This is a genomic window from Natronobacterium haloterrestre, assembly GCF_900112205.1.
Taxonomy (GTDB): Archaea; Halobacteriota; Halobacteria; order Halobacteriales; family Natrialbaceae; genus Natronobacterium; species Natronobacterium haloterrestre.
Map to the genome: position 1 here is coordinate 262,699 of NZ_FOKW01000004.1, position 24,042 is coordinate 286,740.

The 24,042-nt window shown below is 69.0% G+C and carries 24 protein-coding genes; 23 read left to right on the forward strand and 1 reads right to left on the reverse strand.

All coding sequences use genetic code 11. The features are described from left to right. Nucleotides 1-2: 2 nt before the first annotated feature. Together BM113_RS10245 and BM113_RS10250 are read left to right on the forward strand one after the other, a co-directional pair. On the forward strand, nucleotides 3-815 hold the full coding sequence (locus tag BM113_RS10245; protein WP_089787684.1) for a precorrin-8X methylmutase: 813 nt from the start codon (nucleotides 3-5) through the stop codon (nucleotides 813-815). Beyond that, the gene (locus BM113_RS10250) at nucleotides 812-1,600 is read left to right on the forward strand and encodes a cobalt-precorrin-7 (C(5))-methyltransferase (RefSeq protein ID WP_089787686.1); all 789 of its coding nucleotides are present in this window, start codon (nucleotides 812-814) and stop codon (nucleotides 1,598-1,600) included. Before BM113_RS10245 ends, BM113_RS10250 begins: the two co-directional genes overlap by 4 nt. 34 nt (nucleotides 1,601-1,634) lie before the next feature. Here the strand turns inward: BM113_RS10250 and BM113_RS22295 are convergent, their stop codons facing one another. Continuing rightward, nucleotides 1,635-1,808, reverse strand: coding sequence for a hypothetical protein (locus BM113_RS22295; protein ID WP_007140737.1), 174 nt, complete (start codon nucleotides 1,806-1,808; stop codon nucleotides 1,635-1,637). 283 nt (nucleotides 1,809-2,091) lie between these two features. Between BM113_RS22295 and BM113_RS10255 the strand changes: the two genes are divergently transcribed. The 21 genes from BM113_RS10255 to BM113_RS10355 all read left to right on the forward strand — a co-directional run bounded on the left by BM113_RS10255 (nucleotide 2,092) and on the right by BM113_RS10355 (nucleotide 23,999). Continuing rightward, entirely contained in the window at nucleotides 2,092-3,879 is a 1,788-nt protein-coding gene (locus BM113_RS10255; protein WP_089787688.1) for a M3 family oligoendopeptidase, read from the forward strand. Nucleotides 3,880-4,113: 234 nt separating this feature from the next. Then, nucleotides 4,114-5,481 carry a cobyrinic acid a,c-diamide synthase gene (locus tag BM113_RS10260; RefSeq protein ID WP_089787690.1) on the forward strand — a complete coding sequence of 456 codons (1,368 nt, stop codon included), beginning with the start codon at nucleotides 4,114-4,116 and terminating at the stop codon, nucleotides 5,479-5,481. A gap of 178 nt (nucleotides 5,482-5,659) precedes the next feature. Further along, nucleotides 5,660-6,238, forward strand: coding sequence for a precorrin-6Y C5,15-methyltransferase (decarboxylating) subunit CbiT (cbiT, locus tag BM113_RS10265; protein WP_089787692.1), 579 nt, complete (start codon nucleotides 5,660-5,662; stop codon nucleotides 6,236-6,238). After that, nucleotides 6,235-7,110 (forward strand): cobalt-factor II C(20)-methyltransferase, encoded by an 876-nt coding sequence (locus BM113_RS10270; protein WP_089787694.1) that lies wholly within the window; start codon nucleotides 6,235-6,237, stop codon nucleotides 7,108-7,110. Before cbiT ends, BM113_RS10270 begins: the two co-directional genes overlap by 4 nt. After that, entirely contained in the window at nucleotides 7,110-8,000 is an 891-nt protein-coding gene (locus tag BM113_RS10275; protein WP_089787695.1) for a cobalt-precorrin-4/precorrin-4 C(11)-methyltransferase, read from the forward strand. Before BM113_RS10270 ends, BM113_RS10275 begins: the two co-directional genes overlap by 1 nt. Before the next feature lie 7 nt (nucleotides 8,001-8,007). Then, on the forward strand, nucleotides 8,008-8,991 hold the full coding sequence (gene cbiG / locus BM113_RS10280) for a cobalt-precorrin 5A hydrolase (RefSeq protein WP_089787697.1): 984 nt from the start codon (nucleotides 8,008-8,010) through the stop codon (nucleotides 8,989-8,991). Beyond that, nucleotides 8,988-9,863: a precorrin-3B C(17)-methyltransferase gene (locus tag BM113_RS10285; protein WP_089787699.1), complete on the forward strand. Its 876-nt coding sequence runs from the start codon at nucleotides 8,988-8,990 to the stop codon at nucleotides 9,861-9,863. Before cbiG ends, BM113_RS10285 begins: the two co-directional genes overlap by 4 nt. A gap of 7 nt (nucleotides 9,864-9,870) precedes the next feature. Further along, nucleotides 9,871-10,875: a precorrin-3B C(17)-methyltransferase gene (cobJ, locus tag BM113_RS10290; RefSeq protein WP_089787701.1), complete on the forward strand. Its 1,005-nt coding sequence runs from the start codon at nucleotides 9,871-9,873 to the stop codon at nucleotides 10,873-10,875. 13 nt (nucleotides 10,876-10,888) lie between these two features. Beyond that, nucleotides 10,889-11,155, forward strand: coding sequence for a ferredoxin (locus BM113_RS10295; protein ID WP_089787703.1), 267 nt, complete (start codon nucleotides 10,889-10,891; stop codon nucleotides 11,153-11,155). Beyond that, nucleotides 11,152-11,916, forward strand: a complete 765-nt coding sequence (locus BM113_RS10300) for a cobalamin biosynthesis protein (protein ID WP_089787705.1) — start codon at nucleotides 11,152-11,154, stop codon at nucleotides 11,914-11,916. Before BM113_RS10295 ends, BM113_RS10300 begins: the two co-directional genes overlap by 4 nt. Further along, on the forward strand, nucleotides 11,913-13,130 hold the full coding sequence (locus BM113_RS10305) for a CbiX/SirB N-terminal domain-containing protein (protein WP_089787708.1): 1,218 nt from the start codon (nucleotides 11,913-11,915) through the stop codon (nucleotides 13,128-13,130). The genes BM113_RS10300 and BM113_RS10305 overlap by 4 nt, the downstream gene beginning before the upstream one ends. Before the next feature lie 64 nt (nucleotides 13,131-13,194). Further along, complete coding sequence (locus BM113_RS10310; RefSeq protein WP_089787710.1) at nucleotides 13,195-13,566, forward strand: DUF3209 family protein; 372 nt, start codon at nucleotides 13,195-13,197, stop codon at nucleotides 13,564-13,566. Beyond that, nucleotides 13,563-14,852, forward strand: a complete 1,290-nt coding sequence (locus BM113_RS10315; protein ID WP_089787712.1) for an outer membrane protein assembly factor BamB family protein — start codon at nucleotides 13,563-13,565, stop codon at nucleotides 14,850-14,852. Before BM113_RS10310 ends, BM113_RS10315 begins: the two co-directional genes overlap by 4 nt. Before the next feature lie 104 nt (nucleotides 14,853-14,956). After that, complete coding sequence (locus tag BM113_RS10320) at nucleotides 14,957-16,129, forward strand: hypothetical protein (RefSeq protein WP_089787714.1); 1,173 nt, start codon at nucleotides 14,957-14,959, stop codon at nucleotides 16,127-16,129. Next, nucleotides 16,126-16,668: a hypothetical protein gene (locus BM113_RS10325; protein WP_089787716.1), complete on the forward strand. Its 543-nt coding sequence runs from the start codon at nucleotides 16,126-16,128 to the stop codon at nucleotides 16,666-16,668. Before BM113_RS10320 ends, BM113_RS10325 begins: the two co-directional genes overlap by 4 nt. Nucleotides 16,669-16,722: 54 nt before the next feature. After that, entirely contained in the window at nucleotides 16,723-17,499 is a 777-nt protein-coding gene (locus tag BM113_RS10330) for a hypothetical protein (protein ID WP_089787880.1), read from the forward strand. Between the two features lie 73 nt (nucleotides 17,500-17,572). Then, a complete protein-coding gene (locus BM113_RS10335) occupies nucleotides 17,573-18,430 on the forward strand; it encodes a hypothetical protein (protein WP_089787718.1) in 858 nt (285 codons plus the stop codon). A 106-nt stretch (nucleotides 18,431-18,536) separates the two neighbouring features. Continuing rightward, on the forward strand, nucleotides 18,537-19,013 hold the full coding sequence (locus BM113_RS10340) for a universal stress protein (RefSeq protein WP_089787719.1): 477 nt from the start codon (nucleotides 18,537-18,539) through the stop codon (nucleotides 19,011-19,013). A 55-nt stretch (nucleotides 19,014-19,068) separates the two neighbouring features. After that, nucleotides 19,069-19,560, forward strand: a complete 492-nt coding sequence (locus BM113_RS10345; RefSeq protein WP_089787721.1) for a universal stress protein — start codon at nucleotides 19,069-19,071, stop codon at nucleotides 19,558-19,560. A gap of 107 nt (nucleotides 19,561-19,667) precedes the next feature. Beyond that, entirely contained in the window at nucleotides 19,668-21,656 is a 1,989-nt protein-coding gene (gene acs, locus BM113_RS10350; RefSeq protein ID WP_089787723.1) for an acetate--CoA ligase, read from the forward strand. A gap of 132 nt (nucleotides 21,657-21,788) precedes the next feature. Next, nucleotides 21,789-23,999 carry a bacterio-opsin activator domain-containing protein gene (locus BM113_RS10355; RefSeq protein WP_089787724.1) on the forward strand — a complete coding sequence of 737 codons (2,211 nt, stop codon included), beginning with the start codon at nucleotides 21,789-21,791 and terminating at the stop codon, nucleotides 23,997-23,999. The last annotated feature ends 43 nt before the right edge of the window (nucleotides 24,000-24,042 follow it).

Here is a 24,042-nt window from a genome sequence, read left to right on the forward strand (position 1 = left end):
CGATGAGCGATAGCGACGACGATCAGGAGTTCGAGGAGGAGTACGCCGACCTCGGCGCGACCACCCAGAACGCGATGGACATCGCCGAGACGAGCATGGACATCGTCCGGGAGTTCGTGCCCGACGAGACGCTCGCGGACCGGATCCGCCAGAAATCGGTTCACTCGATGGGCGACATCGAGTTCCAGCACCTGATCCGCTTTACCGGCACGGACGGCCTCGGCGACGACGAGGACGCACCCGTCCGGGCCGGCGCTCGAGCCGTTCTCGAGGAGGCGGACGTGATCACCGATATCACGATGGTGAAAGCCGGCGTCACCGGCCGCGGCCACGACTGCGAGGTCTCGAAGGCTATCGGCCACGGGAAGGAACTCGCGGAACGGACCGGGATGACCCGTACGGCAGCGGCGATGCTCGAACTCGACAGGGAGGACGCCTTCGAGGGAGCGATCGTCACGATCGGCAACGCGCCGACGGCGGCCCTGACCCTCGCGGACTGCATCGAGCAGGGGACCCGGCCGGCCGTCGTCGTCGCGAACCCGGTCGGGTTCGTCAAGGCCGAGGAGAGCCGGGAACGGATCCGCGAGGTCAGCGATGAGTACGGCGTCCCGGCGATCACCCACGTCGGCCGTCGCGGCGGCAGCGGCCTGGCCGCCGCGCTGACGAACGAACTGATCCACGTCGCGACGGACGTCCGGGCCGAGGGCCTCGAGTTGGACCGCGAGACAGCGGCTCGAGCAGCGGGGGGTCGGGCCGGCGACGGCGGCCGCGCCGATGAGGACGAGGACGAGGACGAGGACGGGGACGGCACATGAGCGACGACTACGACCTCGAGTCCGGCCCGGACCCGACGACGTTCGCGGCCGCCGAACCGGAACCCGACGTCGACGAGAGCAGCACGGACCCCGTCTACGTCGTCGGTATCGGCCCCGGGAACCGCGAGTACCTGACCCCGAGGGGCGAGCGGGCGCTCCGCGAGGCGGACGTCGTCGTCGGGTTCACGACCGTCGTCGAGTTCGTCGAGGACGTGACCGACGGGAGCACCGACCGCCTGACCTGTGGCTACAGGGACGAAGCCGACGCCCTCGAGGCGTTCGGCCAGCGCGTCGCGGCCGGCGAGTCGGGTGTCGCCGTCGCGATGGGCGATCCGAACCACTCGGGGTACCAGTTCGTCGGGAAGGTCCAGAACGCCGTCGCGAGCGCGGCCCCCGAAACCCCGGTTCGCGTCGTGCCCGGCATCTCCTCGCTCCAGGTGGCCGCCAGCCGCGCCCGGACGCCCATGGAGGAAACCGAGTTCGTCACGCTCCACAAGAGCGGCGACCTCGAGTCCGAGATGGAACGGCTGGCCGACGCCGTCGGCGACCGGCACCTGCTCGTGCTCCCACGGCCCTACGACCGGATGCCCGGCGACGTCGCCGCGTTCCTGCTCGAGCGCGGGGCCGATCCGGATCTCGAGGCGCTGGTGCTCGAGAAGTTGACCCACGCCGACGAGACCGTACACCGGACGACGCTGGCGGAGCTATCGGAGCACGCCGGCGGCGACGGGAAAGAAGACACGCCGTTTTCGGATCTGGTCGTTCTCGCGGTTCGCCGGTCGTAAGAAGAGTCGGCATCGCGCCCGACCGGACGGGCCATCACTGCCCGTCCTGGTCGTACTCGTTGAGGACGGACGCGACCGTGTCGGAGACTTCCTCGAGCGCGACGTCGTTCGTCTTCCGGAGATCGCCCGTCTCCCGCGCCTCGTTGAGGTGGCGAAGCGCCTCTCGGAGGTGGTACTCCGCTCCGTGATCGGCGTCGTCTCCGGTCATAGTGATCGGAACCGGAGTACGTGATCGAAACGGGTAAGCGCGTCGGTGGTCGGCCCGGTCGTTCCCGTTTCCCTTCCGGGTCCCGGGCCAGTGACGTAATCACGGACCCTCGGTCGAGCGAGCTGTCAGCGTCGAAGACATTATACCGATGCCCGTGCAATCGAACCGTAACAGCGGTCGATCCATGACCAACTAACTTCTCGGTCGGCGCTCGATTGCGCCCGCCACCGTCGCCGTCGTTTCGCTTCCCCGAACGTAGCTACCGACGTATCCAGAGAGACGAATGAATCTACCATCCCGAACCGAGATCGACCCGAAGTATCGCTTCGACCTGACCGAAATCTTCGACGCGCCGGCGGACTGGAGTACCGCCCGCGAGGACCTCCATGACCGACTCGAGCGACTGGAGTCGCTGGCGGCCGACACCCCGGAGACAGCCGCGGAACTCGAGGAACTGCTCGCCGAAACGGAGGCGTGTTACGAGCGCCGACAGCGGTTAGAGCTCTACGCCCAGTTGTCGAAGAACGTGAACACCGACTCGGAGTCGGCAGCGGACCGCGAACGCGCGCTGCGTGAGACGATGGCCGCCTTCGAGCCCGTGGCCGCGACCGTCCGCCGAGCCCTCGGAGACCTTTCCGAGGAGACGTTCGAGGACCTCGGAGGATCGCTCGAGGAGTATCGCTACTACGCCACCAACCTGCGGCGACAGGCGTCACACGTTCGATCGCCGGCCGTCGAGGACGTGATCGCGGACCACGAGGAAGCGCGCTCGGGCTCCGATCGAATCCTCAGGGAGATCACGACCACGGACTTCGACCCGCCGACCCTCGAGCGTCCCGACGGCGAGACGGTCGACGTTCGGATGGGGAACTACCGGACGGAACTCTCCAACCCCGACCGGGACTACCGACGGCGAGTGTACGAGGCCTACCACGCGGAGCGAAACCGGTTCGCCGCGACGATCGTCCGGGCCTCCGCGGAGAAACTCGCCGCGGCGGCGACGGAGGCCGACCTCCGCGGCTACGAGTCGATCCGGGATCGGGACCTCCGCGGGACCTATCCGGAGTCGGGACTCGAGCCGGCGCTCCCGGAATCGGTCCACGATACGATCCTCGAGGCCGTTCGGGCGAACCTCGAGCCCTACCACCGCGCCCAGCGCGTTCGACGCGAGAAGCTCGGCCTCGAGACCCTTCGACCGTGGGACCGCCGTGTCTCGCTGGCCGACTCGCCCGCTCCCGACCTCGACTACGAGGAGGCGCGGGAGCTGATCCTCGAGTCGCTTGCGCCCCTCGGCGAGGAGTACGTCGCTCGAGCGCGGACGTTCCTGGACGACCGTCGGATCGACGTCTATCCGACGCAGGACAAGCGGACCGACATCCCCGCGTACTGCCCCTCGTCGGCGGTGGACGGCGCGTTCGTCCTCGCGAACTTCCGTGAGGACGTCAGGACGACGTTCTTCGTCGCCCACGAACTGGGACACGCCCTCGCCGTGGCGTACAACCGCGAGGGGCCGACGCGGTACGCGACGTGTCCGACCGCGGTCTGTGAGATCCCCTCGATCCTGCACGAACTGCTGCTCGCGGAGCACTGCCTGAAGCGAGGTGGCCCCCTCGCCGCCCACGCCCGGAACCGCCTGATCGAGTGTCTCGCTGGGAACCTCTATCGGAACGCCCGCACCGCGGCGTACAACCACGCACTGGCGACGACGGTCGAGTCCGGCGAGGAGCTAACCGTCGAACGCGCCCGGAGCGCCTACGCCGACCTGCTCGAGGAGTTCGACCCGGTGTACGACCGCGACGGCGTCCCAGAGCGGACCGAGGGGACCGGACTGCGGATCCCCTACTCGAGTTATCAGTACGTCCTCGGCGCGACGGGGGCGCTCGCGGTCCGCGACCGGCTTCGCGATGGAACGCTCGCGGCGGACGAGTATCGAGGATTCCTCGGTCGAACGGGTCAGCGGCCGCCGCTCGAGTCGTTCGCGGCGCTGGATCTCGACGTTCGATCGCACGAACCGTTCGAACGCGCCGCGGCGACGTTCGACGGCTACCTCGACGAACTGGAATCGATATAGCGCATATCGATTTACTCCGACGAATACTCGAGAAACCCCCCACGAGAGACGGAAAGCGACCGCGAGCGGACTGCTTCGGCCCGGCACGCTACGCCTCCGGCAGCCGTGCCCACCGACGGATTCAAGTCTACTTGTCGTAACGCAAGCGACAACGATGGAAGACGCTACGCCGGCCGTGTGCGGACGCATCGCCTCGCACGACAGGGAACGAGCGCCGACTGGGGGCAGTGTCCGATGAAGGGGTTCGTCCTGGGAGGCGTCAGCTCCGGCGTCGGCAAGACGGTCGGGACGCTGGCGATCATCCAGGCCCTCGAGGACGCCGGCTACGGCGTCCAGCCCGCGAAGGCCGGCCCCGACTTCATCGATCCGAGCCACCACGAGGCGATCGCGGGCCGACCCTCCCGGACGCTCGACCTGTGGCTCGAGGGCGAGGACGGGCTGCGGCGCAACTACGCCCGCGGCGAGGGCGGCGTCGACGGGTCACACCCGTCTGCCCGGGGGACGTCGTCCCCCGCTATCTGCGTCGTCGAAGGAGTCATGGGGCTGTACGACGGCGACGGCTCGAGCACGGCGATGGTCGCCGAGGCGCTCGATCTCCCCGTCGTCCTGGTCGTCGACGCCGCGGCGGGGATGGAAAGCGTCGCCGCGACCGCGCTGGGGTTCCGGGAGTACGCCGAGCGGATCGGCCGCGAGATCGAGGTCGCCGGGGTCGTCGCCCAGCGCGCCCACGGCGGCCGACACGAGGAGGGAATCCGCGACGCTCTCCCGGCAGAACTCGAGTACTTCGGGCGGATTCCGCCGAACGACGACCTCGAGATCCCCGATCGCCACCTCGGCCTCGAGATGGGCGACGAGGCGGCGCTGCCCCGGGAGGCGCTTCGGGAGGCCGCCGAGTCGATCGCGGTCGAACGGCTCGTGGCGGCGGCGAGCGAAGCCGCACAGCCGGACGCGTCGGCGGCGCAGCCCGACCCCGTCGATGCGACGGTCGCGGTCGCCAGCGACGCCGCCTTCGCCTTCCGGTATCCGGCGACGATCGAACGGTTCCGCGAACGGGCGGCAGTCCGGACGTTCTCCCCCGTCGCGGGCGATCCCGTCCCCGACTGCGACGGGGTCTACCTCCCCGGCGGCTACCCCGAACTCCAGGCCGACGCGCTCGAGTCTGCCGGCACGCTCGCCGAACTGGGAGAACTCGCGAGCGAGGGGCTGCCGGTCTTCGGCGAGTGTGGCGGGCTCATGGCTATGAGCCGTTCGCTGACGACCGCGGACGGCGACCGCCACGAGATGGCCGGAATCCTGCCGGCGGACGTGACCATGCACGACCGCTACCGGGCGCTCGATCACGTCGAACTACAGGCCCGCGAGGGGACGCTCACGGCGACGGCCGGCGACCGGCTCCGCGGCCACGAGTTCCACTATTCGAGCGCGGCCGTCGACGGCGACGCCCGGTTCGCCTTCGAGACGGTCCGGGGCGACGGAATCGACGGGGACCACGACGGCCTCCTCGAGTACGAGTCGCTCGGGACGTACGCCCACGTTCACCCGGAGAGCGGGGCGTTCGATCGGTTCCTCGAGGTACTCGAGTCGGGCGCTGGCCACCGGTAGCGCTGGTTTTCCGTTCGGCCCCGTCGTGGACACCCGTTTCATAGTGAAAGCCCTCGCTTAGAGACAGTTTCGCGGCCTTTAGAAACCAGTATTGGACTAACACAACCGAGAATTCGCAACCGAATTTGCTCTACACCAAACACAATTGTTTTAGGGGCGGCTACTGTTCTCACGGCTGATGTCATCCATCGCGTTGCCACACGACGCGAAGGCCGGACCGACGAAACCCGAGGTTCGGGCCGTCCTCCAGTCGAAACTCGCGCTCGAGGAGGACGACCACTTCGCGGAGGTCGGCTCCTGTACCGGGGCCGTCACGATCGACGCCGCACGGAAGGCGGGACGCGTGACTGCCCTCGAGCGGAAGGCCGACCGGCTCGAGACGACCGAGAAGAACCTCGCGGCGAACGCCGACTCGACGCGGGCGGAGGTCGAGTTGCGAAACGCGGAAGCCCCCGCGGGGCTCCCGGACGACGCCGACGCGCTCTTTCTCGGCGGGAGCCGCAACTTCGAGGCAGTGCTCGATCACGCCGTCGAGACTGGAATCGACCGGATCGTGATGAACGTCTCGCGGCTCGAGGTGGCGGGCGCCGCGGCGGAGGCCTTCCGCGAGCGCGACCTCCTCGAGGAGGTCGTCCAGTTCCAGGTGAGCCACGGCTACGAACTCGCCGGCGCGACGAGTTTCGACGCGGACAACCCGGTGTACATGCTCGTCGGGAGCGCGAGCGAGGGGTGCGCGGACGGAGGTGACCCGCGATGACGCTGTACGGCGTCGGGCTCGGCCCCGGCGACGCCGACCTCGTGACCGTCCGCGGGAAGCGCGTCCTCGAGCGGGCGGACGTCGTCTACTCGCCGGGACGGCTCTCCCGGACGGTCGCGCTCGAGCACGTCGACGAATCGACGATCGGCGACCTCGAGTTCCCGATGACCAGAGACGAGGAGAAGCTCCGCAGCGCCTGGAAAGCGGCCGCCGAGGAGGTGGCGTCGACGGCCGCCGACGGCGACGTCGCGTTCGTCACCCTCGGCGATCCGAACGTCTACTCGACGTTCGGCCACCTGCGCCGGACGATGGCGGCGTTTCACCCGGACGTAGACCTCGAGATCGTGCCCGGGGTCAGCGCGGTGACCGCGTTCGCGACCGCACTCGGCGTCGAGATCGAGGCCGGGGCGGGACTCGCGTTGCGGGAAGCCGCCGGCGGCGCGAGTCCGACCGGCCCGGACCGGATGATCCTGTTCAAGGTCACCGACGCGCCCGCGACCCACGAGGGGCTCGCCGAGGCCGGCTACGAGGTGACCTACGGCCGGCGCCTGTTCATGGAACAGGGCGAGACGGTCGTCACCGACGACCCCGACGCGATCGCCGAGCGGGACTACTACACGCTCGCCTACGCCGAACGGGCCGACCTCGAGGTCGAGCCGGCGACGGCGGCCTTCGAGACCGAGATCGAGACCGAGTCCCCGAGCGGCGACGGCGCGACCGATCCCGAGTCCGGCGCGGAGACGGACGCGAGCGCGACGCTCGAGACGACAGAGCCGATCCGACCCGAGTCTCGGGGCTCCGACCTGGCCGACCTCGAGCGCAGCGAGGCCCTCGAAGGCGGCGACTGGCACCGAGACCGGGACTGGTACTGATGACCGGAAACACGGACGCAGACGGCGAGGATCGTATCGATACCGACGGGGAGCCCGGCCTCCCGGGCGACCTCGACGAGCGGATCCGCGATCACAGCGCCGGCGACGAGCAGGAGGGGATCCCGTTCGTCGGCGCCGGCCCCGGCGATCCGCGGCTGCTGACCGTCGCCGGGAAGGAACTGCTCGAGGACGCGGACCTCGTGGTCCATGCCGGCTCGCTGGTCAACAGCGAACTCCTCGAGGCCTACTGCGACGACGCCGACCTCGTGAACTCCGTCGGCAAGGACCTCGAGGAACTCGTCCCCCTGATGCGGGACGCCTACGAGGAGGGCCGGACCGTCGTCCGCCTCCACAGCGGCGATCCCGCGATCTACGGGGCCGCCCTCGAACAGATGGACGCCCTGGAGAGCGAGGGTGTGCCGACCTATTTCGTTCCGGGCGTCACCTCCGCGTTCGCGGCAAGCGCGACCCTGCGGACGCAACTGACGCTCAACGAGGTGGCGAACCACGTGGCGTTCACCCGCCCGCAGGGCAAGACCCTGAGCGAGGAGGAAGACCACGTCTCCGAGTTCGTGGAGATGGGCGACGTGACGACCTGCATCTACCTCGGGACCCACGCCGTCCGGGAGACGATGGAGCGGCTGCTCGCGGACGGCCACGACCCCGAGACGCCGGTCGCGGTGGTCTATCACGCCTCCTGGCCGGACGAGGACGTGATCGTCGGAACGATCGACGACATCGCGGACAGGGTCGAGGCGGCCGGCTACCGCGCCTCGGCACTGGTCGTCATCGGCGAGGCCGTGACGGGCGCGGGCTACGAGCGGTCCTACCTCTACGGCGACTGGGCGAATCGCGGCTCGAACGACGCCGACGAAGCCGAAAGCGACTGACATCGACATGAGTACGGACGACACCACTGAGACGGAAGACGGATCGGACGGCGGTCACTGCTCGACGCCGGACTCGGACGGCGAGGTGGCCGAAGAGATCGCGATCGTCGCCTTCGAGCGCAAGCTGGCGACCGCCGAGGAGATCGCGGCCGAGCTCGCGGACCGCTACGAGACGATCGAGATCCTCGAGTACCACGGCGACGTCTTCGAGGAGCACTGGGGCGAGTACGACTGTTTCGTCGGTCTGATGGCCTCGGGCATCGCGATGCGGAAGACGGCCCACCTGCTCGACGACAAGTGGGAGGACCCCGCGATCTGCGTCGTCGACGAGGAGTTGACGTGGGCGATCCCGATCACGGGCGGCCACCACGGCGCGAACCAGGTCGCACAGGATCTGGCGACGATGGGTGCCGTGCCGGCGATGACGACCGCGAGCGAGGCCGCCGGCAAGCAGGGCGTCGAGTCCCGCGCGAAGGCGATGGACGCCCACGTCGTCAACGGCGACTCGACCGTGCAGACGAACCTCGCCGTGCTCGACGACGAACTCGGCCCCGTCGCCCGGCTCGACGGCCCGAAGGCAGTGCTGGTCTGCGACGACGTGACGGTCCTGAAACGGAACACGGACGAGGGCATCGTCATCGGTACGGGCAGCGTCTCCGGCGCGAGCAGGGAGGCCTTCCTCGCAGCCTGGAAGGAGGCCCTCGAGCGAACCGAGTACGGGTTCGCGGACGTCGAGTTCGTCGCCACCGCGACGCGGAAGGAAGACGAGGAGGGGCTGCTCGAGGCGGCCCGGGAGCGCGACCTGGGCGTCGTCACGTTCGACAAGGAGACGCTGCTCGAGCACGAGGGGCCGACGCCCTCGAAGTCGAAGGAGCTGATCGGCTGGCCGGGCGTCTCCGAAGCGAGCGCGATCGCCGGGGGACGCGAGCAGGAACTCGTGCTCGAGAAGATGGGTTACGAGGACGAGGTAACGGTGGCGATCGGCCGATGAGCGCCGAGAACGCCGCCGCGGACACGACCGGGGGCACCCCCGACGACCACGGCACCCTCTACGTCGTCGGCATCGGCCCCGGACTGCCCGCTCACATGACCCAGCGCGCGAAGTCGGTCATCGAATCCGCGGACGTCGTCATCGCCTCGAGCCTCTACCAGGAGTTCCTGCGCGAGGACGGCACGATTCCGCCGGAGTCACGGACCGACGAGGACGGGGTCGCGACCCGGGAGGACGGGAGCCAGCAGGAGATCGTCCGATCGACGATGGGCCGCCAGATCGAACTCGCCCGCGCGGCGTTCGACTACGTCCGCGAGGGGAAGACGGTCGCCCACGTCTCCGGGGGCGATCCCTCCGTCTACGGCAAGTCCGACCTCATCTTCAAGATGGCCGAGGAGGAGTCGGCGACGGACGTCCCGATCGAGATCGTTCCCGGAGTGACGGCGGCGCTCGGCGGAGCCGCAAACGTCGGCGCGCCCCTTTGCAACGACTTCTGTACGGTCTCGCTGTCGGACAAGTGGCGCGGTTGGGACGAGATCGAGGAGAAACTGCGGGCCGCGGCGGTCTCTGACTTCGTGATCGTCCTCTACAACTGCTGGCGCAACTACGAGCGGGCGGTCGAGATCGTCCGCGAGGAACGCACGGACGACGCCCTCGTGGCGATCGTCAACGACGCGGGCCGTGCGGACGCCGGCCGTAACGGCGAGAGCCAGCACGTGACGACGCTCGGCGAGGCGGCCGACCACGACGACAAGGTGTCGGGGATGGGCACTTCGCTGATCATCGGCACCCACGAGACCGCGACCTGGAGCAACGACGACCGAACGTACCTCGTCACCCCGCGCGGCGGGCGTGACGTCGACGATTTCTGACCGACACATGAGCATGGAGACAGACACGGATACGGACGCGGACGCCGACACCGAAACGGGCGAATCGACATCGAACTGCGGCGCGTCGAGCGCCGATTCGGAGACCGACCGCTCGAGTTCGAAGTGTGGCGCCTCGAGTTCCGACGACTCGAGCGGGTCGAAATGCGGCGCCTCGAGCGGAAGCGACGACGACTCGAAGGAACAGGAGGTCGGGGCGACCGTCGAGGACTTCGACGCCGATCCCGGCCAACTCGTGGCCGTCGGCCTCGGCCCCGGCCAGCCGGAGGGGATGACCGAGCGCGCGAAGACGGCGCTGCACGAGGCCGAACACATCGTCGGCTACACGACCTATATCGAACTGCTGCCCGACGAGATCACCGAAGGAGCCGACGAGATCTACGACACGCCGATGTGCGGCGAGGTCTCCCGCACGGAGGAGGCGATCGACCGGACGCTCGCGGGCAACGACGTGGCGATCGTCGGCAGCGGCGACCCCAACGTCTACGCGCTCGCCGGGCTGGCACTCGAGATCCTCGAGTCCAAGGGCGCGACGGCGACGATGGTCGACTTCGAGGTCGTCCCGGGCGTTCCCGCGGCCCAGTCCTGTGGCGCCCGGCTCGGCGCGCCGCTGGTGAACGACACCGTCTCGATCTCGCTGTCCGATCACCTCGTGCCGATGCCCGAGATCGAATCCAGGCTCCACGCGGCCGCGAAGGAGGGCTTTACGATCACGATCTACAACCCCTGGAGCCGGAAGCGCCGCGAGAACTTCGAGAAGGCCTGCGAGATCCTCCTGACCCACCGCGACGAGGATACCCCGGTCGGCATCGTCCACGGCGCGGGCCGCGAGGACGAAGCGGTGGTGATCACCGAACTGGGCGAGCTCGAGGAGTTCGGCGAGCGCGATATCGTCGACATGACGACGACGATCGTCGTCGGGACCGAGGACACCTACGTCTGGGACGACCGAATGGTACGGCCCCGCGGCTACGAGACGAAGTACGACTACTGACTCCATAAACCACATGCCACGATACGAAATAACGATCGAGAAGGACGCCTGCGACGGGATCTTCGCCTGCCTCACCCGGGACCCGCGCTTCGTGGAAGCCGCGGACGGACTGGCGACGATCGATCCCGACGCGGACCCGGTCTACGACTGCGACGGCGAGGTCAGCGACGACGGCGAGCGCGTGGTGGCCGCGTTCGACGACGAACGTATCGACGAGGCCAGACGGGCGGCGGCCGCCTGTCCGACGGACGCGATCGTCGTCGAGGAGGTGGACGAATGAGCGAGACCGACGATACGGACGAACCGGTCGAGGCCGGCGCTCTCGAGGTCGAGGTCCCGGCCGATCCCCTCGCCGGCCACCCGGCGTCGGCGTACTTCTGGGGACAGGTCGCGGGCGGCGGTCGCGTCTCGGAAGACGGCCTCGAGGTCGTCACCGGCGACGAGCGCGCCGCCCGCGTGCTCGCGGCGATCGCGGGGGCGGACGGGGACGATCTCGACCGCGAGACCACGAGCCGCGAGTACGCCCACGATGCCTCGATCACGCGGACCGAAGAGGAGTACACGCTCTCGCTTTCGCGCGCCGGAGACGACGGAAAGTTGCTCGGTCGCCGCTCGCCGCTCGGGCTTCCCGTCGACGGCCGCGGGAACTACCGGTTCGGCGCGTTCGCCGATTACCGGCGCGAACTCCTGCGGGGTCTGCTCGAGGGCTGTGGCACGATCTGTTTCAAGTCCTCGAGCGGGACCGTCGGAGTCTCGTTCGTCCACGAGGACCGGGGGCTCCTCGAGAGCGTCCGCGATCTGATCGCCGACTGCCCGATCGACGCACCCTGTGACGACGTCGCGGAGACCTCCTCGGGGAGCTACTGGTTCGGCGTCGCCGACGACGCGGTCCCCGCGTTCGGACGCTGGCTCTACGAGACCGCCGAGGAGACCGGCCTCTACGCGCCGAGTCGCTGCCGAAAACTCGAGCGCAGCCTCGAACAAGCGGGCGTCGCCGACGGTAACGGTGCCGACGCGGGTTCGGGAGGTGAACGGGCGTGACGGACGCGGCGGCGACCGGCGTCGACGACGAAGCCGTCCTCCTGGTCGGGCACGGCTCGCGACGCGAGAAGTCCAACGAACAGGTCCGGGAACTGGCCGCCGGCCTCGAGTCGCGACTCGGCGTCCCCGTCGACGCCGCCTTCCTCGAACTCGCGAAGCCGTCGATCGAGGACGCGATCGCCGACCTCGCGACGGTCGTCTCGGAACTGACGGTCGTTCACTGCTCGCTGTTCGCCGCGAGCCACGTCAAGAACGACGTCCCGGTCTCGATCGAGCAGGCGCGTGCGGAACACGACGGCCTGACGATCAACAACGGCAGGCACCTGGGGATCCACCCGGCCATGCTCGAGGTGCTCGACGACCGCGCCGCCGCGGTCGAGCGGGACCTCGGCGTCGACCGCGAGGAGGACGAGGTCGCGGTCGTGCTCTGTGGCCGGGGCTCGAGCGATCCGGACGCAAACGCCGACGTCCACAAACTCGCTCGCCTCCTGTACGAGGGACGGGGGTTCGGCCGCGTCGAGGCCTCGTTCGTCGGCGTCACGGAGCCGACCCTCGAGGAGACGTTGCACGACCTCTCCAAACACCGGCCGGACGCCGTCGTCGTGCTCCCCTACATGCTCGGGGACGGCGTCCTCACCCAGCGGGTACGGGACTGGACGGCCGACTTCGACGAGGACTACCCTTACGTCGACGCACTCGCGGGCGAGCCGCTCGGGACCGACTCCCGGCTGCTCGACGTCTTCGCCGACCGGTGGCAGGAGGCCCGCACGGACAGCGTCGAGATGTCCTGTGACACGTGCAAGTACAAGGTCGGCCTCGAGGGCTACGAGGAGGACGTCGGCGGCGCTCGCGCCATGCTGCGTGCGCTGACCCACCGGGAGAGCCACGCCGACCGCGACGACGTCGACGACGAACCCCACAGCCACGACGCGCCCGCGAAACACGTCGCCGTCTGTACGAACCGGACCTGTGCCGAGGCGGGCGCGCCGGCCGTCCTCGAGCGCCTGCGGCAGGCGGTCCGGGACGCGGACGACTGCGACGCACGGGTCACGCGCTCGTCCTGTCTGGGACGGTGCGGCGACGGCCCGATGGTCGCGGTCTATCCCGACGGGATCTGGTACGGCGACGTCGCCGAAGACGACGCCGGCCGGATCGTCGGGGAGCACCTCACCGACGACCGGATCGTCAGCGACCTCGTCGACCAGACGCTGTGAGTATCGAACGCCAACCGACTTCGACTACACGACGAAACCACACGACGAAACCACGAGATCAGACATGAGCTGCCACGAAATCGAAGCGCTACGACTCGGACTGATGAACGTCCTCGGCGTCGGGGACGACAGTGACCGCGAACACGCACGACAGGAACTCGAGGGCCACCTCGAGGGGCCGATCGAGGGACTCGTCGAGGCCGACAGCCTGGCCGAGATCGAACGCCACCTCGACGCGGCCCTGGTCGACCTCGAGAGCGACCTCGCCGCGACGGAGGCCGACGACCCCGCCTACGACTACACGCGGGGGCGACTGCTCGAGCTTCGAAACGCCGAGCGCGCGGTAAAGCGGTTACGAACGCAAGGCGAGAGCGTCGTCGATGGGCTCGGCGAGGCCCACGACGCGCTCCACGAGACGTTCCCGGTCGAAGAATGAGCGCGAGGGACACCGGGACGGGCGACCGGCCGCTCGGCGGGGAGTTCCGTCGACGGTCGCTCGGCGATATCGAGCCGGCTCGTACCCGCCACATGCGGACGCGGTCGGCCGTCCGCGTCTCGGACGAGGGGATCTTCGCGGGGACGCGGGACGGGACGGTGACCGCGTACGGTCGGGACTCCCTCGAGCCACAGTGGTCTGCGACCCACCCGGGCCGGCCGGTCGGAATCGCGACCCTCGAGGGAGCGGACGAACGGACGGTCATCGTCGCCGGCCGCGGCGAACGCGGGGCAATCGTCGCCTACGACGCGGAGACGGGCGACTCACGCTGGCGATACGACGCGGCCGAGGACGTCGGGGATCCCGCCGACACGGGGGTGTTCGCCCTCCCGTACGTCGTCGCGCTCGAGTCCGACGGCGACGGCGGCCTGTACGCCGCGGCCAGGCGCTACGAGCGCGACGGCGACGAGCGCCGCTGGGAGAGCGTCGTCTACGCGTTCGGGGCCGACGGGACGGTCCGCTGGCGATACGGGACCGACGCGTCGCCGATCGCGATCGACCTGGATACTGCCGAGGGGGCGGATCGGGTGGCGGTCGCGTACAACCGCTGTCCCGGCCGACACGACAACGGCCTGGTCGTCCTCGGGGCCGAGACGGGCGACCTCGCCTGGACCTGGGACCCCGGAACCGACGGCGAGCGCCGCGTTGGCGACGTCTCCCTCGAGGGCGGCCGCGCAGCGGTCGCGAGCCACGGGGACAAGCGCGGCTACCTGCTCGAGTCCGGCGGAGCCGAACGGTGGCGGGTCGACCTCGCCGTCGAGACCGAAATCGGCGCGGAGACGCTGTACGCCTATCCGAACCACGCGTGTCTCGCGGACGGCACCGTCGCCTTCGCGACCGGGAACACGTACGCCGAAGAGGGTCGCGGGACGGAGCACCGGCACCCGAACGAGCATCGCCTCGCGGTCGTCGACGCCGAGACGGGCGACCCGCTGTGGGACGCCGATCTCGGCGGGTTCGTGAACGGGCTCGCGTCCGACGACGGGACGCTCGTCGCCCCCTGTGCACAGAACTTCCGCGTCCGCGATCCTGACACCCACGCGGTGCGCTGGTTCGACCTCGAGTCCGAGTCGGGGGGCGCGGCTGGCACGGAGCGATTCGACGGGATCGCTGCGGCGGCCGCGATCCACGACGGGACGATCGCCGCGATCGAGGAGCCGGTCGAGTACCACGACGAAGGAGAGACCCGCGGCGAGTACGCCCTCCACGTCGGATCGGTCGTCTGAGCGGCGTTCTTTTTTGCCCTCTCCCGTCCGCGCGGTCGCCTGTACGGACGCACACGCAAGCGAAACCACCACAACGCTGTCGCTTGTGAATCTTCCCGCTAACAATGGGCTACGGCGACCACGGCTCCGGAGGGCGTCCGGACCTCGGGCCACCTCCACGCGGCGGCGATAGGGCGGATCGAACGAGTCGGAGGCTACTCCCCGACGGCGGACAGGCGGAAGTCGAAGAACCCGAGGAGGAGGAAGGCGACGACGAACCCTCCGAACCTGAAGCCAGCGGAGAGGACGAGAGCGACGAGCACATGGGCGAGGAACCGACTGCGGAAGACGACGAAGCGGAACCGGAGGAAGACGAATCCGAACCCGAGGCAGAACCGGACTCCGCAGACGAATCGACCGACGAGGAATCAGCAGACGAGGAATCGGCAGACGAGGAATCAGCAGATGAGGAATCGGCAGACGAGGAATCGGCAGACGAGGAATCAGCAGATGAGGAATCGGCAGACGAGGAATCAGCAGACGAGGAATCAACAGACGAGGAATCGGCAGACGAGCGAGAGGAGGGCCACGCTGACGATGCCGAGGACGTCTACGAGGGCGACGACGCCTCCGGCGTCCTCCATCTCGACCTCGACGGGCTCTTTCTGGATCTGCTCGGCCTCGAGGTCAACCTGAACCAGGTCACGCTCGACGTCTCCGCTCGGCCGGGAGGGAACAACCTGCTCGGGAACCTGCTCTCGGCAGTGACGGGCCTGCTCGACGGTCCGAGCGCCCTGGTGAACAAGGCGAAATCGATGCTCGGCAAACCCGCGGCGTGGCTTCGATCGTTGGCCGGTGGCGTCCGGGACCGACTCGGGTCGCTGGCGAGGAAGCCGGGGCAGTTCCTTCGCGGGTTGGTTCGCAAGCCGATGGAGCTACTCCGTGGACTCGGTAGCGGCGAGACGGAAACGCCGGAAGAACCACCGGAGGAAGCGGACGTCGAGGCCGACGAGGAGGAGCCCGAACCCGAAGAGGGTGACGAGGAGACGGCCGAAGGCCCGGGTCCGATCTCCAGAGTCATGGGCTGGATACGGGATCGATTCGCCGCGGCCGGAGGCTGGGTAAAGGAGAAATTCGCCGGCCTCGTGCCCGGCTTGCCGGTCGAGGAACTCATCGCGACGGTCGTCCGGGAGGTCGTACAGGCGCTGCTCGAGCAGGCCGAAGGCGAGGACGGTCGTGAACGTGAACGGGCGGACGAACAGCCGGAAGCGGACACGCAGGCGGAGGCAGGATCATGAGTGAGGAATCTACTACCGGTACGAGCACGAGTACGAGTTCGGCCGCGGAATCGTTGACCGGGCGTATCGACTACGAGGAGATCACCCAGAACATCGACGTCGGCGAACTCGTCGAGGGCACCCAATGGGAGGACGATATCGACGACGAGCAGCCGCTCGGTGAGGCTCTGGGCGGCCTGATCGGCGCGATCATCGGCCGAAAGCTCGGCGAGACCCTCGGTCGGATGATCGGCGAGATGACTCTCGACGAACTGCTCGGAACGGATAGCGAAGCGGAGGAGGAAGAGGAGGAAACCGCCGAAGAAGACGAGGAGACCACGGAAGAAGAGGAGGAAGCCGGGGAGGAAGAAACCGACGAGGGAGACGAGCAAGTCGAAGCCGAATCCGAATCCGAGTCCGGAGGCGAGGGCGAAGAAGCCGAAACCGACGAGGAAGGTTCGGAGAGCAACACCGACGCCGACGCCGACGCCGACGGCGACGCCGACAGCGAACCGGAATCCGCCGAAGAAACCGACGAGGACGACAACGAGGAGGCGTAACCCCGTGCCCGTGACGCACCCACTCACGTCCTGGCGGCGCTCGAGGTGGTCCCCGTGACCGACGGAACGGACCTGAAGGGGATGATCGCCGACGAGGTGAGCAACCAGGTCGGGGTCGGCGATCTGCTCGGCGACGGCAGCATCGAGGACGAGGTCGACGCGGGCGAGATCGGTGCGGCGGTCGGCCGGCAGTTCGGCGAGAGCCTCGGTCGGGAGATCGGCGCCTCGATCGGTCGCAACGTTCACGAGGCACTTGCGACCGAGTTGGCCGGGACCGAGGAGGACGCGGAAGGCGACGAACACGAGGGAGAAGGCGAGGGCGACGACGAGACCGGAGAACCGCTGCGAACGACGGTCACGACGGCCGTCCGAGATGGGGTCAGCGAGGCGTTCGAGGACAGCAGCGTGCGGGAACCGCTCGAGTCGGTGGCTGATAGCGCGACGGGTGAGACGGATCTGCTGGGCGAGGAGGCGGCAGAAGAGGAGGCGGCCGGAGAGGGGGCGGAACCGGACGAACCAGAACAGCCGACAGAGGAAGCCGAGGAACCCACGGAAACCGACGAAGACGAAGGGGAAGCCGAGGCCGAGGACGGCCCGTCCGCCGACGAACTCGAGGACCTCAGGCGCGAGACGCTCGAGGATTTCCTCGGGGTGATGTCCTACGAGGACCTGCAGTCGGTCGCAAAGGACGTCGACGTCAAGGCGAACCTGAGCCGCGAGGAGATGACCGAGGAGATCATCGAGGCCGTGACGGGCGAGGAGAGCGAAGGAAGCGACGGGGACGACGGGGACGACGAGGAAGAGGCAGACGCAACGGCGAACGCCGAGTAACTGTTGCGGTTCCCGGCAGACTCGAGGCGAGACGATACACCGAGCGAATCGAGAACGACCGCGAGGATACACAGTGACAGACCCCACGCGCGAGCAGGTGACGGAGATCCTGGACGAGACCGACGCGGCGAGCGCCCGGCTTATGACGGCCGGGGACGAGGGCGAGGACGAGGCTCCCGCCGACGCCGACGAGTTCCGCGAGGCGGCCCGGAAGGCGAACGAACTCGTGGCGTCGGCCGATCCAGACGCGTTGCTCGAGGCGGTCGGACTCGACACCCTCCCCGACGGGTCGGAGCCGTCGTCGATCCCCGAGGCGATCGCCGAGGGAGACGCCGACGCGGTCGAGGACCTCGAGCGGTTGCTCCGGCTCGCCGATCTCGGAGAGCGGGTCGACGAGGGCGAGGAGGGGAGCGACCTCGACGCGGCCGTAGGCGGGCTGCAAGCGGCCGCACGCGAGAGCGACTCCGAGAGCGAGTCGGAGAGCGAGTCGGGGGCGACGGACGACGCGGGCGGGGAAAGCGACGAGGAGTCCGCGGGTTCGACGGACGACCTCGAGGACCGACTCCGCGAAGCCGTCCAGTCGAACGTCACGGAGTTCAGCGACGGCGTCGAGCAACTCCGGGATCGGCTCGAAGCGGCGGTGGAGGGAGGCGACGAGGGGCCCGATACGGACGAAGGCGAAGGCGAAGGCACCAGGGAGCCAGGGGCCGTCGCGGAAACGGACCGCGAGGGGGTCACGGACGAGGACGACGACCTCCTCGAGTCGGACCTCGGAGCGGGCGGGCGCGACTCCCCCGGCGGCGCGACCCGCCACTCGACGATGGCCCCGTCGCCCTCGAAGCGGGCGGATCTGCGTGCCGTGCGCCGGTTCTCGACGATGCCGGAGCGGAACCAACTGTTCGACGAAGACGAGGATCAGGACACGGACTGACGGGACGGTCGTCGATCGCCCGGCGGGACGGGATGGGGCGGGGACGGGCGGGGACGGGGGCGAGGACGGGGGTACCACTTTGGTCGTCGCGCCCGCAGGGTCCGGTATGTACGACGCCATCGTCGTCGCGACCGACGGGAGCGAGACCGGAACCGCCGCCGTCGATCACGCGATCGGGCTCGCGAGCCGGTTCGACGCCGACCTGTTCGGCCTGACGGTCCTCGAGAGCCGGACCGACTACGACAACGCGATCGTCGATCCCGAGGAGGTCGACCGTCGGCGACGGGAGCAAGCCGAAGAGGTCATGGCGGACCTCGAGTCGGCGGCGGCCGAAGCCGGCGTCGACGTCGAGACGGCCGTCGAGTCGGGCGTCCCGTACGAGGAGATCATCGCGGCCGCGACGGCGCGGGACGCGGACGCGATCGTCGTCGGCTCTCGTGGGCGATCCTCGTTCAAACGGGCGCTGCTCGGCGGGACCGTCGACGCGGTCGTCAGGTACGCCGACCGGCCGGTGGTGGTCGTCGACGGCCCGGACGAGGACGGCGACGGGAGTGAGACCGGAAACGACTCGGTCCCCGAGTAACCTGACTCCGTCCGGAGGGCGAAGGTTTACTTTCGCTGTCGTATCATACCGTGGTATGTCACTGCTCGTTCCGTTCGACGGCTCCCCGCTCGCGGAGAAAGCACTCGAGAGGGCGGCCACGTTCGGCGACCACCTCGAGGAAGACGTGATCGCACTGACAGTCATCCCGGACGATGCGGACTACGCTCGCGACCGCGGCTGGATCGCGCCCGGCGAACCGTTCGACCCCGATGCGATCGCCGCGGGCATGGAGACGCGGGCCCGGGACGTCGCTCCAGAGGCCACGTTCCGCGTCGAGCGGGTCAGCTCCGACGAACCGACGGCGACCTCGACGACGAACGTCGTCCGCGAGATCCGCCGCGTCGCCGGCGAGGTCGAGGCGACCGTCGTCTTCATCGGGTCGGAGAACGCCGGGTCGGTGATCTCGCCGCAGTCCAGCGTCGGCAGTCCGGTAGCCAACGATCAGCGGTACGACGTGTACGTGGTCCGCCACCCGGACGAGACGAGCGACGCGGACGAGGTGTCCGACGTCGACTCGCTCGAGTGATCCAATAACTGGGTCGATATTTTCCGGCAAAATCGACGTGCGGCGGCCCGGAATCGATCCGATTCGGAGGAACGTTTATCCGCTTGACTCGCTTCGGTTCGAACGACATGGTCGATCGGAACGGGTGGGAACGGGGCCGGTCCGTCCCCACCGGGTCGCCCCGGGAGCCCCCCGAGGCGTTCGTCGAGCAAGCGAACGTAACCGACGAGGGCATCTACGAGGCGTTCGACGAGGAGTGGCCGAACTGCTGGGAACGAGCGGCGGATCTGCTCTCGTGGGACCGGTCGTACGGGACGGTCCTCGAGGACGACGAGCCGCCACACTACCGCTGGTTCACGGGTGGCCGGCTGAACGCCGCGTACAACTGCATCGACCGCCACCTCGAGGCGGGCCGGAAGACCCACGCGGCGATCCGCTGGGAGGGAAAGCAGGGCGAGCGGGAGACCTACACCTACCGGGATCTCTACGTCGCGGTCAACGAGTTCGCTGCGGCGCTGCGGGACCTGGGCGTCGGCGAGGACGACGTCGTCACGCTGTACCTGCCGATGATCCCCGAGTTGCCGATCGCGATGCTGGCCTGTGCCCGCATCGGCGCGCCACACAGCGTCGTCTTCGCCGGACTGTCCGCGGACGCGCTCGCGACCCGGATGGACGCCGCCGACAGCGAGTATCTGGTGACCTGCGACGGCTACTACCGACGGGGCGACGCGTTCAACCAGAAGAGCAAGGTCGACAACGCCCGCCTCGCGCTCGAGCACGACGTCGAGACGGTCGTGGTCGATCGCCTCGGCGACGAACTCCCGCACGTGCTCGGCGACGACGAGTGGGACTACCACGACCTCCGCGAGGAGTTCGCCGGCGAGGAGGTCGAGCCCGTCTCCCGGGACGCCGAGGATATGCTGTTTCTGATGTACACGTCGGGAACGACCGGCGAGCCGAAGGGCGTGGTCCACACTACGGGCGGCTACCTCGCGCACGTGGCCTGGACGAGCAATGCGGTACTGGACGTCGAGGCCGAGGACACCTACTGGTGTGCGGCCGACATCGGGTGGATTACGGGCCACTCCTACATCGTCTACGGCCCGCTCGCGCTGGGGACGACCACGGTGATGTACGAGGGGACGCCGGACTACCCCGACCGCGACCGGCTCTGGGAGATCGTCGACCGGAACGCCGTCGACGTCTTCTACACCGCGCCGACGGCGGTCCGCGCGTTCATGAAGTGGGGCGAGGAGTACCCCGAGCGTCACGACCTCTCCTCGCTGCGCCTGCTCGGTAGCGTCGGCGAACCGATCAACCCGCGAGCCTGGGAGTGGTACTACGAACACATCGGCGACGAGCGGTGCCCGATCGTCGACACCTGGTGGCAAACCGAGACGGGAGCGATCATGGTGTCGACGCTCCCCGGGGTCGACGGGATGAAACCCGGCGTCGCCGGCCCTGGCCTGCCCGGAATCGACGTCCAGGTCGTCGACGATGACGGCGACCCGGTCGCACCCGGACAGACCGGCTATCTCACCGTCGACCGTCCCTGGCCCGGCATGGCCCGGACGCTGTACGACGGCGACGACCGGTTCCGGAGCGAGTACTGGGAGCAGTTCTCCGACCCCGACGGGGACGACTGGACCTACTTCAGCGGCGACGCCGCCTCGATCGACGAGGACGGTTACGTCACCGTCCTCGGGCGCGTCGACGACGTGATCAACGTCTCCGGCCGTCGCCTCAGCACGATGGAGATCGAGGGCGCGGTCACCGACGCCGACGGCGTCGCCGAAGCCGCGGTCGTCGGCCGCTCGAGCGAGACCGCCGGGACCGAAATCTACGCCTACGTCAGCACCGAGAACGACTGTGACCCGGACGAGGACGTGCGCCGGGCGATCGAGGACGCCGTCGAGTCGACCATCGGCGAGATCGCCGTCCCAGCGGAGATCGTCTTCACGCCCGAACTCCCCAAGACCCGCTCGGGCAAGATCCTGCGGCGACTGCTCGAGGACGTCGCGAACGGCGAGGAACTGGGGGACACCAGCGCACTCAGGAACCCCGAAATCGTCGGAGAGATCCAGTCCGAGAGCGGCGCCGTCGACGCCGACGAGTGACTCGTTTCGGAGTTTCGAATATCACGAAACGCCGCCGACGAGGTCGAATCCGTACGATCACGGAAGCGGCTGGAACAGTCGCCGACAGTCGGTAGAATTATATTCGCAAGACCAGAAAACGCGAAACAACCCATGAGCGTCGACGCGGGGGAAGCCGACGTCCTCTCGAAGCGACAGTACGAGTCCCTGCTCGACGCCGCCGAAACGTACCGCGAGGCGCTGGTCGTCCGGCTCTGCGGGGACGTCGGCCTGCGCCCCGCGGAACTCGCCCGACTCACGATCGACGACGTCGAACAGGCGCGGATCGACCCGCCGCGATATCTGGTCCGCGTGCCGGGAACCGAGGAGGGACGTGACGGCCGGACCGCGTACCTCCCGACCAGGGTCGAGCGCGAACTCCGGCGGTACGCCAGGAGCAACGACCTCTCCCCGGCGGATCGGATCTTTTCGGTGACACCGCGTCGACTCCAGATGCTCGTCTCCGACGTCGCCGACCGCGCGGCCGACCTGTACGACGACCCCGCGCTCGCGGACGTGTCGACGGGAGACCTCCGTCATTACTTCGCGTACCGCTCGCTCGTCGACCGCGGGATCAACCCCCGCGTCGTCAAGGCCGCCGGCGGCTGGCGCAGTTTCGAGGCCCTCGAGTCGTACCTCCCGGAGCCGACTGAGGCCGAGATCGTCGACGCCTTCGAGGCCATCGAGCGGCCGTCGGACCCGCGAGGCCGCGACCGGTCCCGGGGGGGCGACAGGGCGGACACGGTCGGCGACGATAGCGTCGTCCGGCTCTTGCTCGCCGCGAGCGACCAGTACGCGCTCGTCCGCCTCGACGAGGACGGCTACGTCGAACGCTGGAACCGCAGCGCGGCCGCCATGTTCGGCTACCGGGCCGGCGAAATCGTCGGCACGCACGTCTCGGCGTTCTACCCGGACGACGCCGTCGACGAGGGAGAGCCCGAGCGGGTGCTGTCGGCCGCCCTCGAGGACTCGGGCCACGAGGTCGAGGGCTGGCGCGTCCGCAAGGACGGGTCGACGTTCCGCGCGACGACGGTCGTCACCCCGCTGCGGGACGACCGGGGGCGACACCGCGGCTACGCGCTGTTCGTCCGCGACGTCTCGAGTTACTACGACGAACTCGCCGACCTCCGCAGCCGCCGGGCGGAACTCGAGCGCCGGTACGCGCTGGCCCGGCGACACCGCGAACTGACGGAGTCGCTGCTCGAGGCCGACGACCACGAGGGGGTCGAGACCGAGACCTGCGAGACGCTGGCCCGGGGCGACGGCTACGAGTTCGCCTGGATCGACCGGACGACGATGGCCGACCGCCGCCGGGAGTGGCGCGTCGCGAGCGGGATCGAGCCCGACGCGATCGACCCGCTCGCACCCGAGACGTGGGAGGCCGGGTCGGTCGAGGAAGACGACGCGGACCCCGGCGTACGGGTCGCCGAGCGCGACGACCGGACGTTCGCGCGCGTGCCGCTCGCGTACGGTGAGACGACGTACGGAACGCTGACGGTCGCAACCGACCGGGAGTCGGCCTTCGACGGGGACGAACGCGCCTGGCTCGGAACCATCGGCCGCCAGGTCGGCTACGCGATCACCGCCGTCCGCCGGCGGAACCTCCTGCTGTCGGATCGCGTCGTCGAGTTCGACCTCGCCTGTCGGGACGACCGCTCGTTCCTCGTGGACGCCTCCGAGCGGCTGGACTGTCGGTTCGAACTCGACTCGCTGGTGCCGACCTCGGAGTCGACCCAGCTGTACTACCTCCGGCTCGAGGACGCCGAACCCGCGGACGTGTTCGACCTCGCCCAGGAGAGCGATAGCGTCACGGACTTCCGGCTAATCGAGACCTACGAGGACGGCTGGCGCGTCGAGTTCGTCGTCGAGGGCTCGTCACCGCTGTTGACCCTCTCGGAGTACGGCGTCACCGTCCGTGCGGCGACGGTGGAGTCGGGGACGGCGACGATCACCGGCGAGTGCGCCGGCGACGCGGACCTGCGGACGATCGTCGACGGCTTCCGGGCCGCGTTCCCCGACTCCGAACTCGTCGGCAAGCGCGAGGCCGAGCGGACCGTCCGGACCGCCCGCGAGTTCCGCGAGGGCCTCGAGGAACGGTTGACCGACCGCCAGGTCGCCGCGTTGCGGGCGGCGTACTTCGGGGGGTACTACGACTGGCCTCGGGAGAGTACGGCCGAGGAGATCGCCGACGCGATGGGCATCTCCTCGCCGACGCTACACAACCATCTCCGGAAGGGCCAGCACGAACTCCTGCGGACGTTCTTCGACGACCCCTCCGACGACCTCCAGGAGTCCGACGGCGAGCGGGCCGCGACGACCGAGTGAGCAGCCATCGCTGTGAGACCCCTAAGCCTCTAGAGCGTTCGCG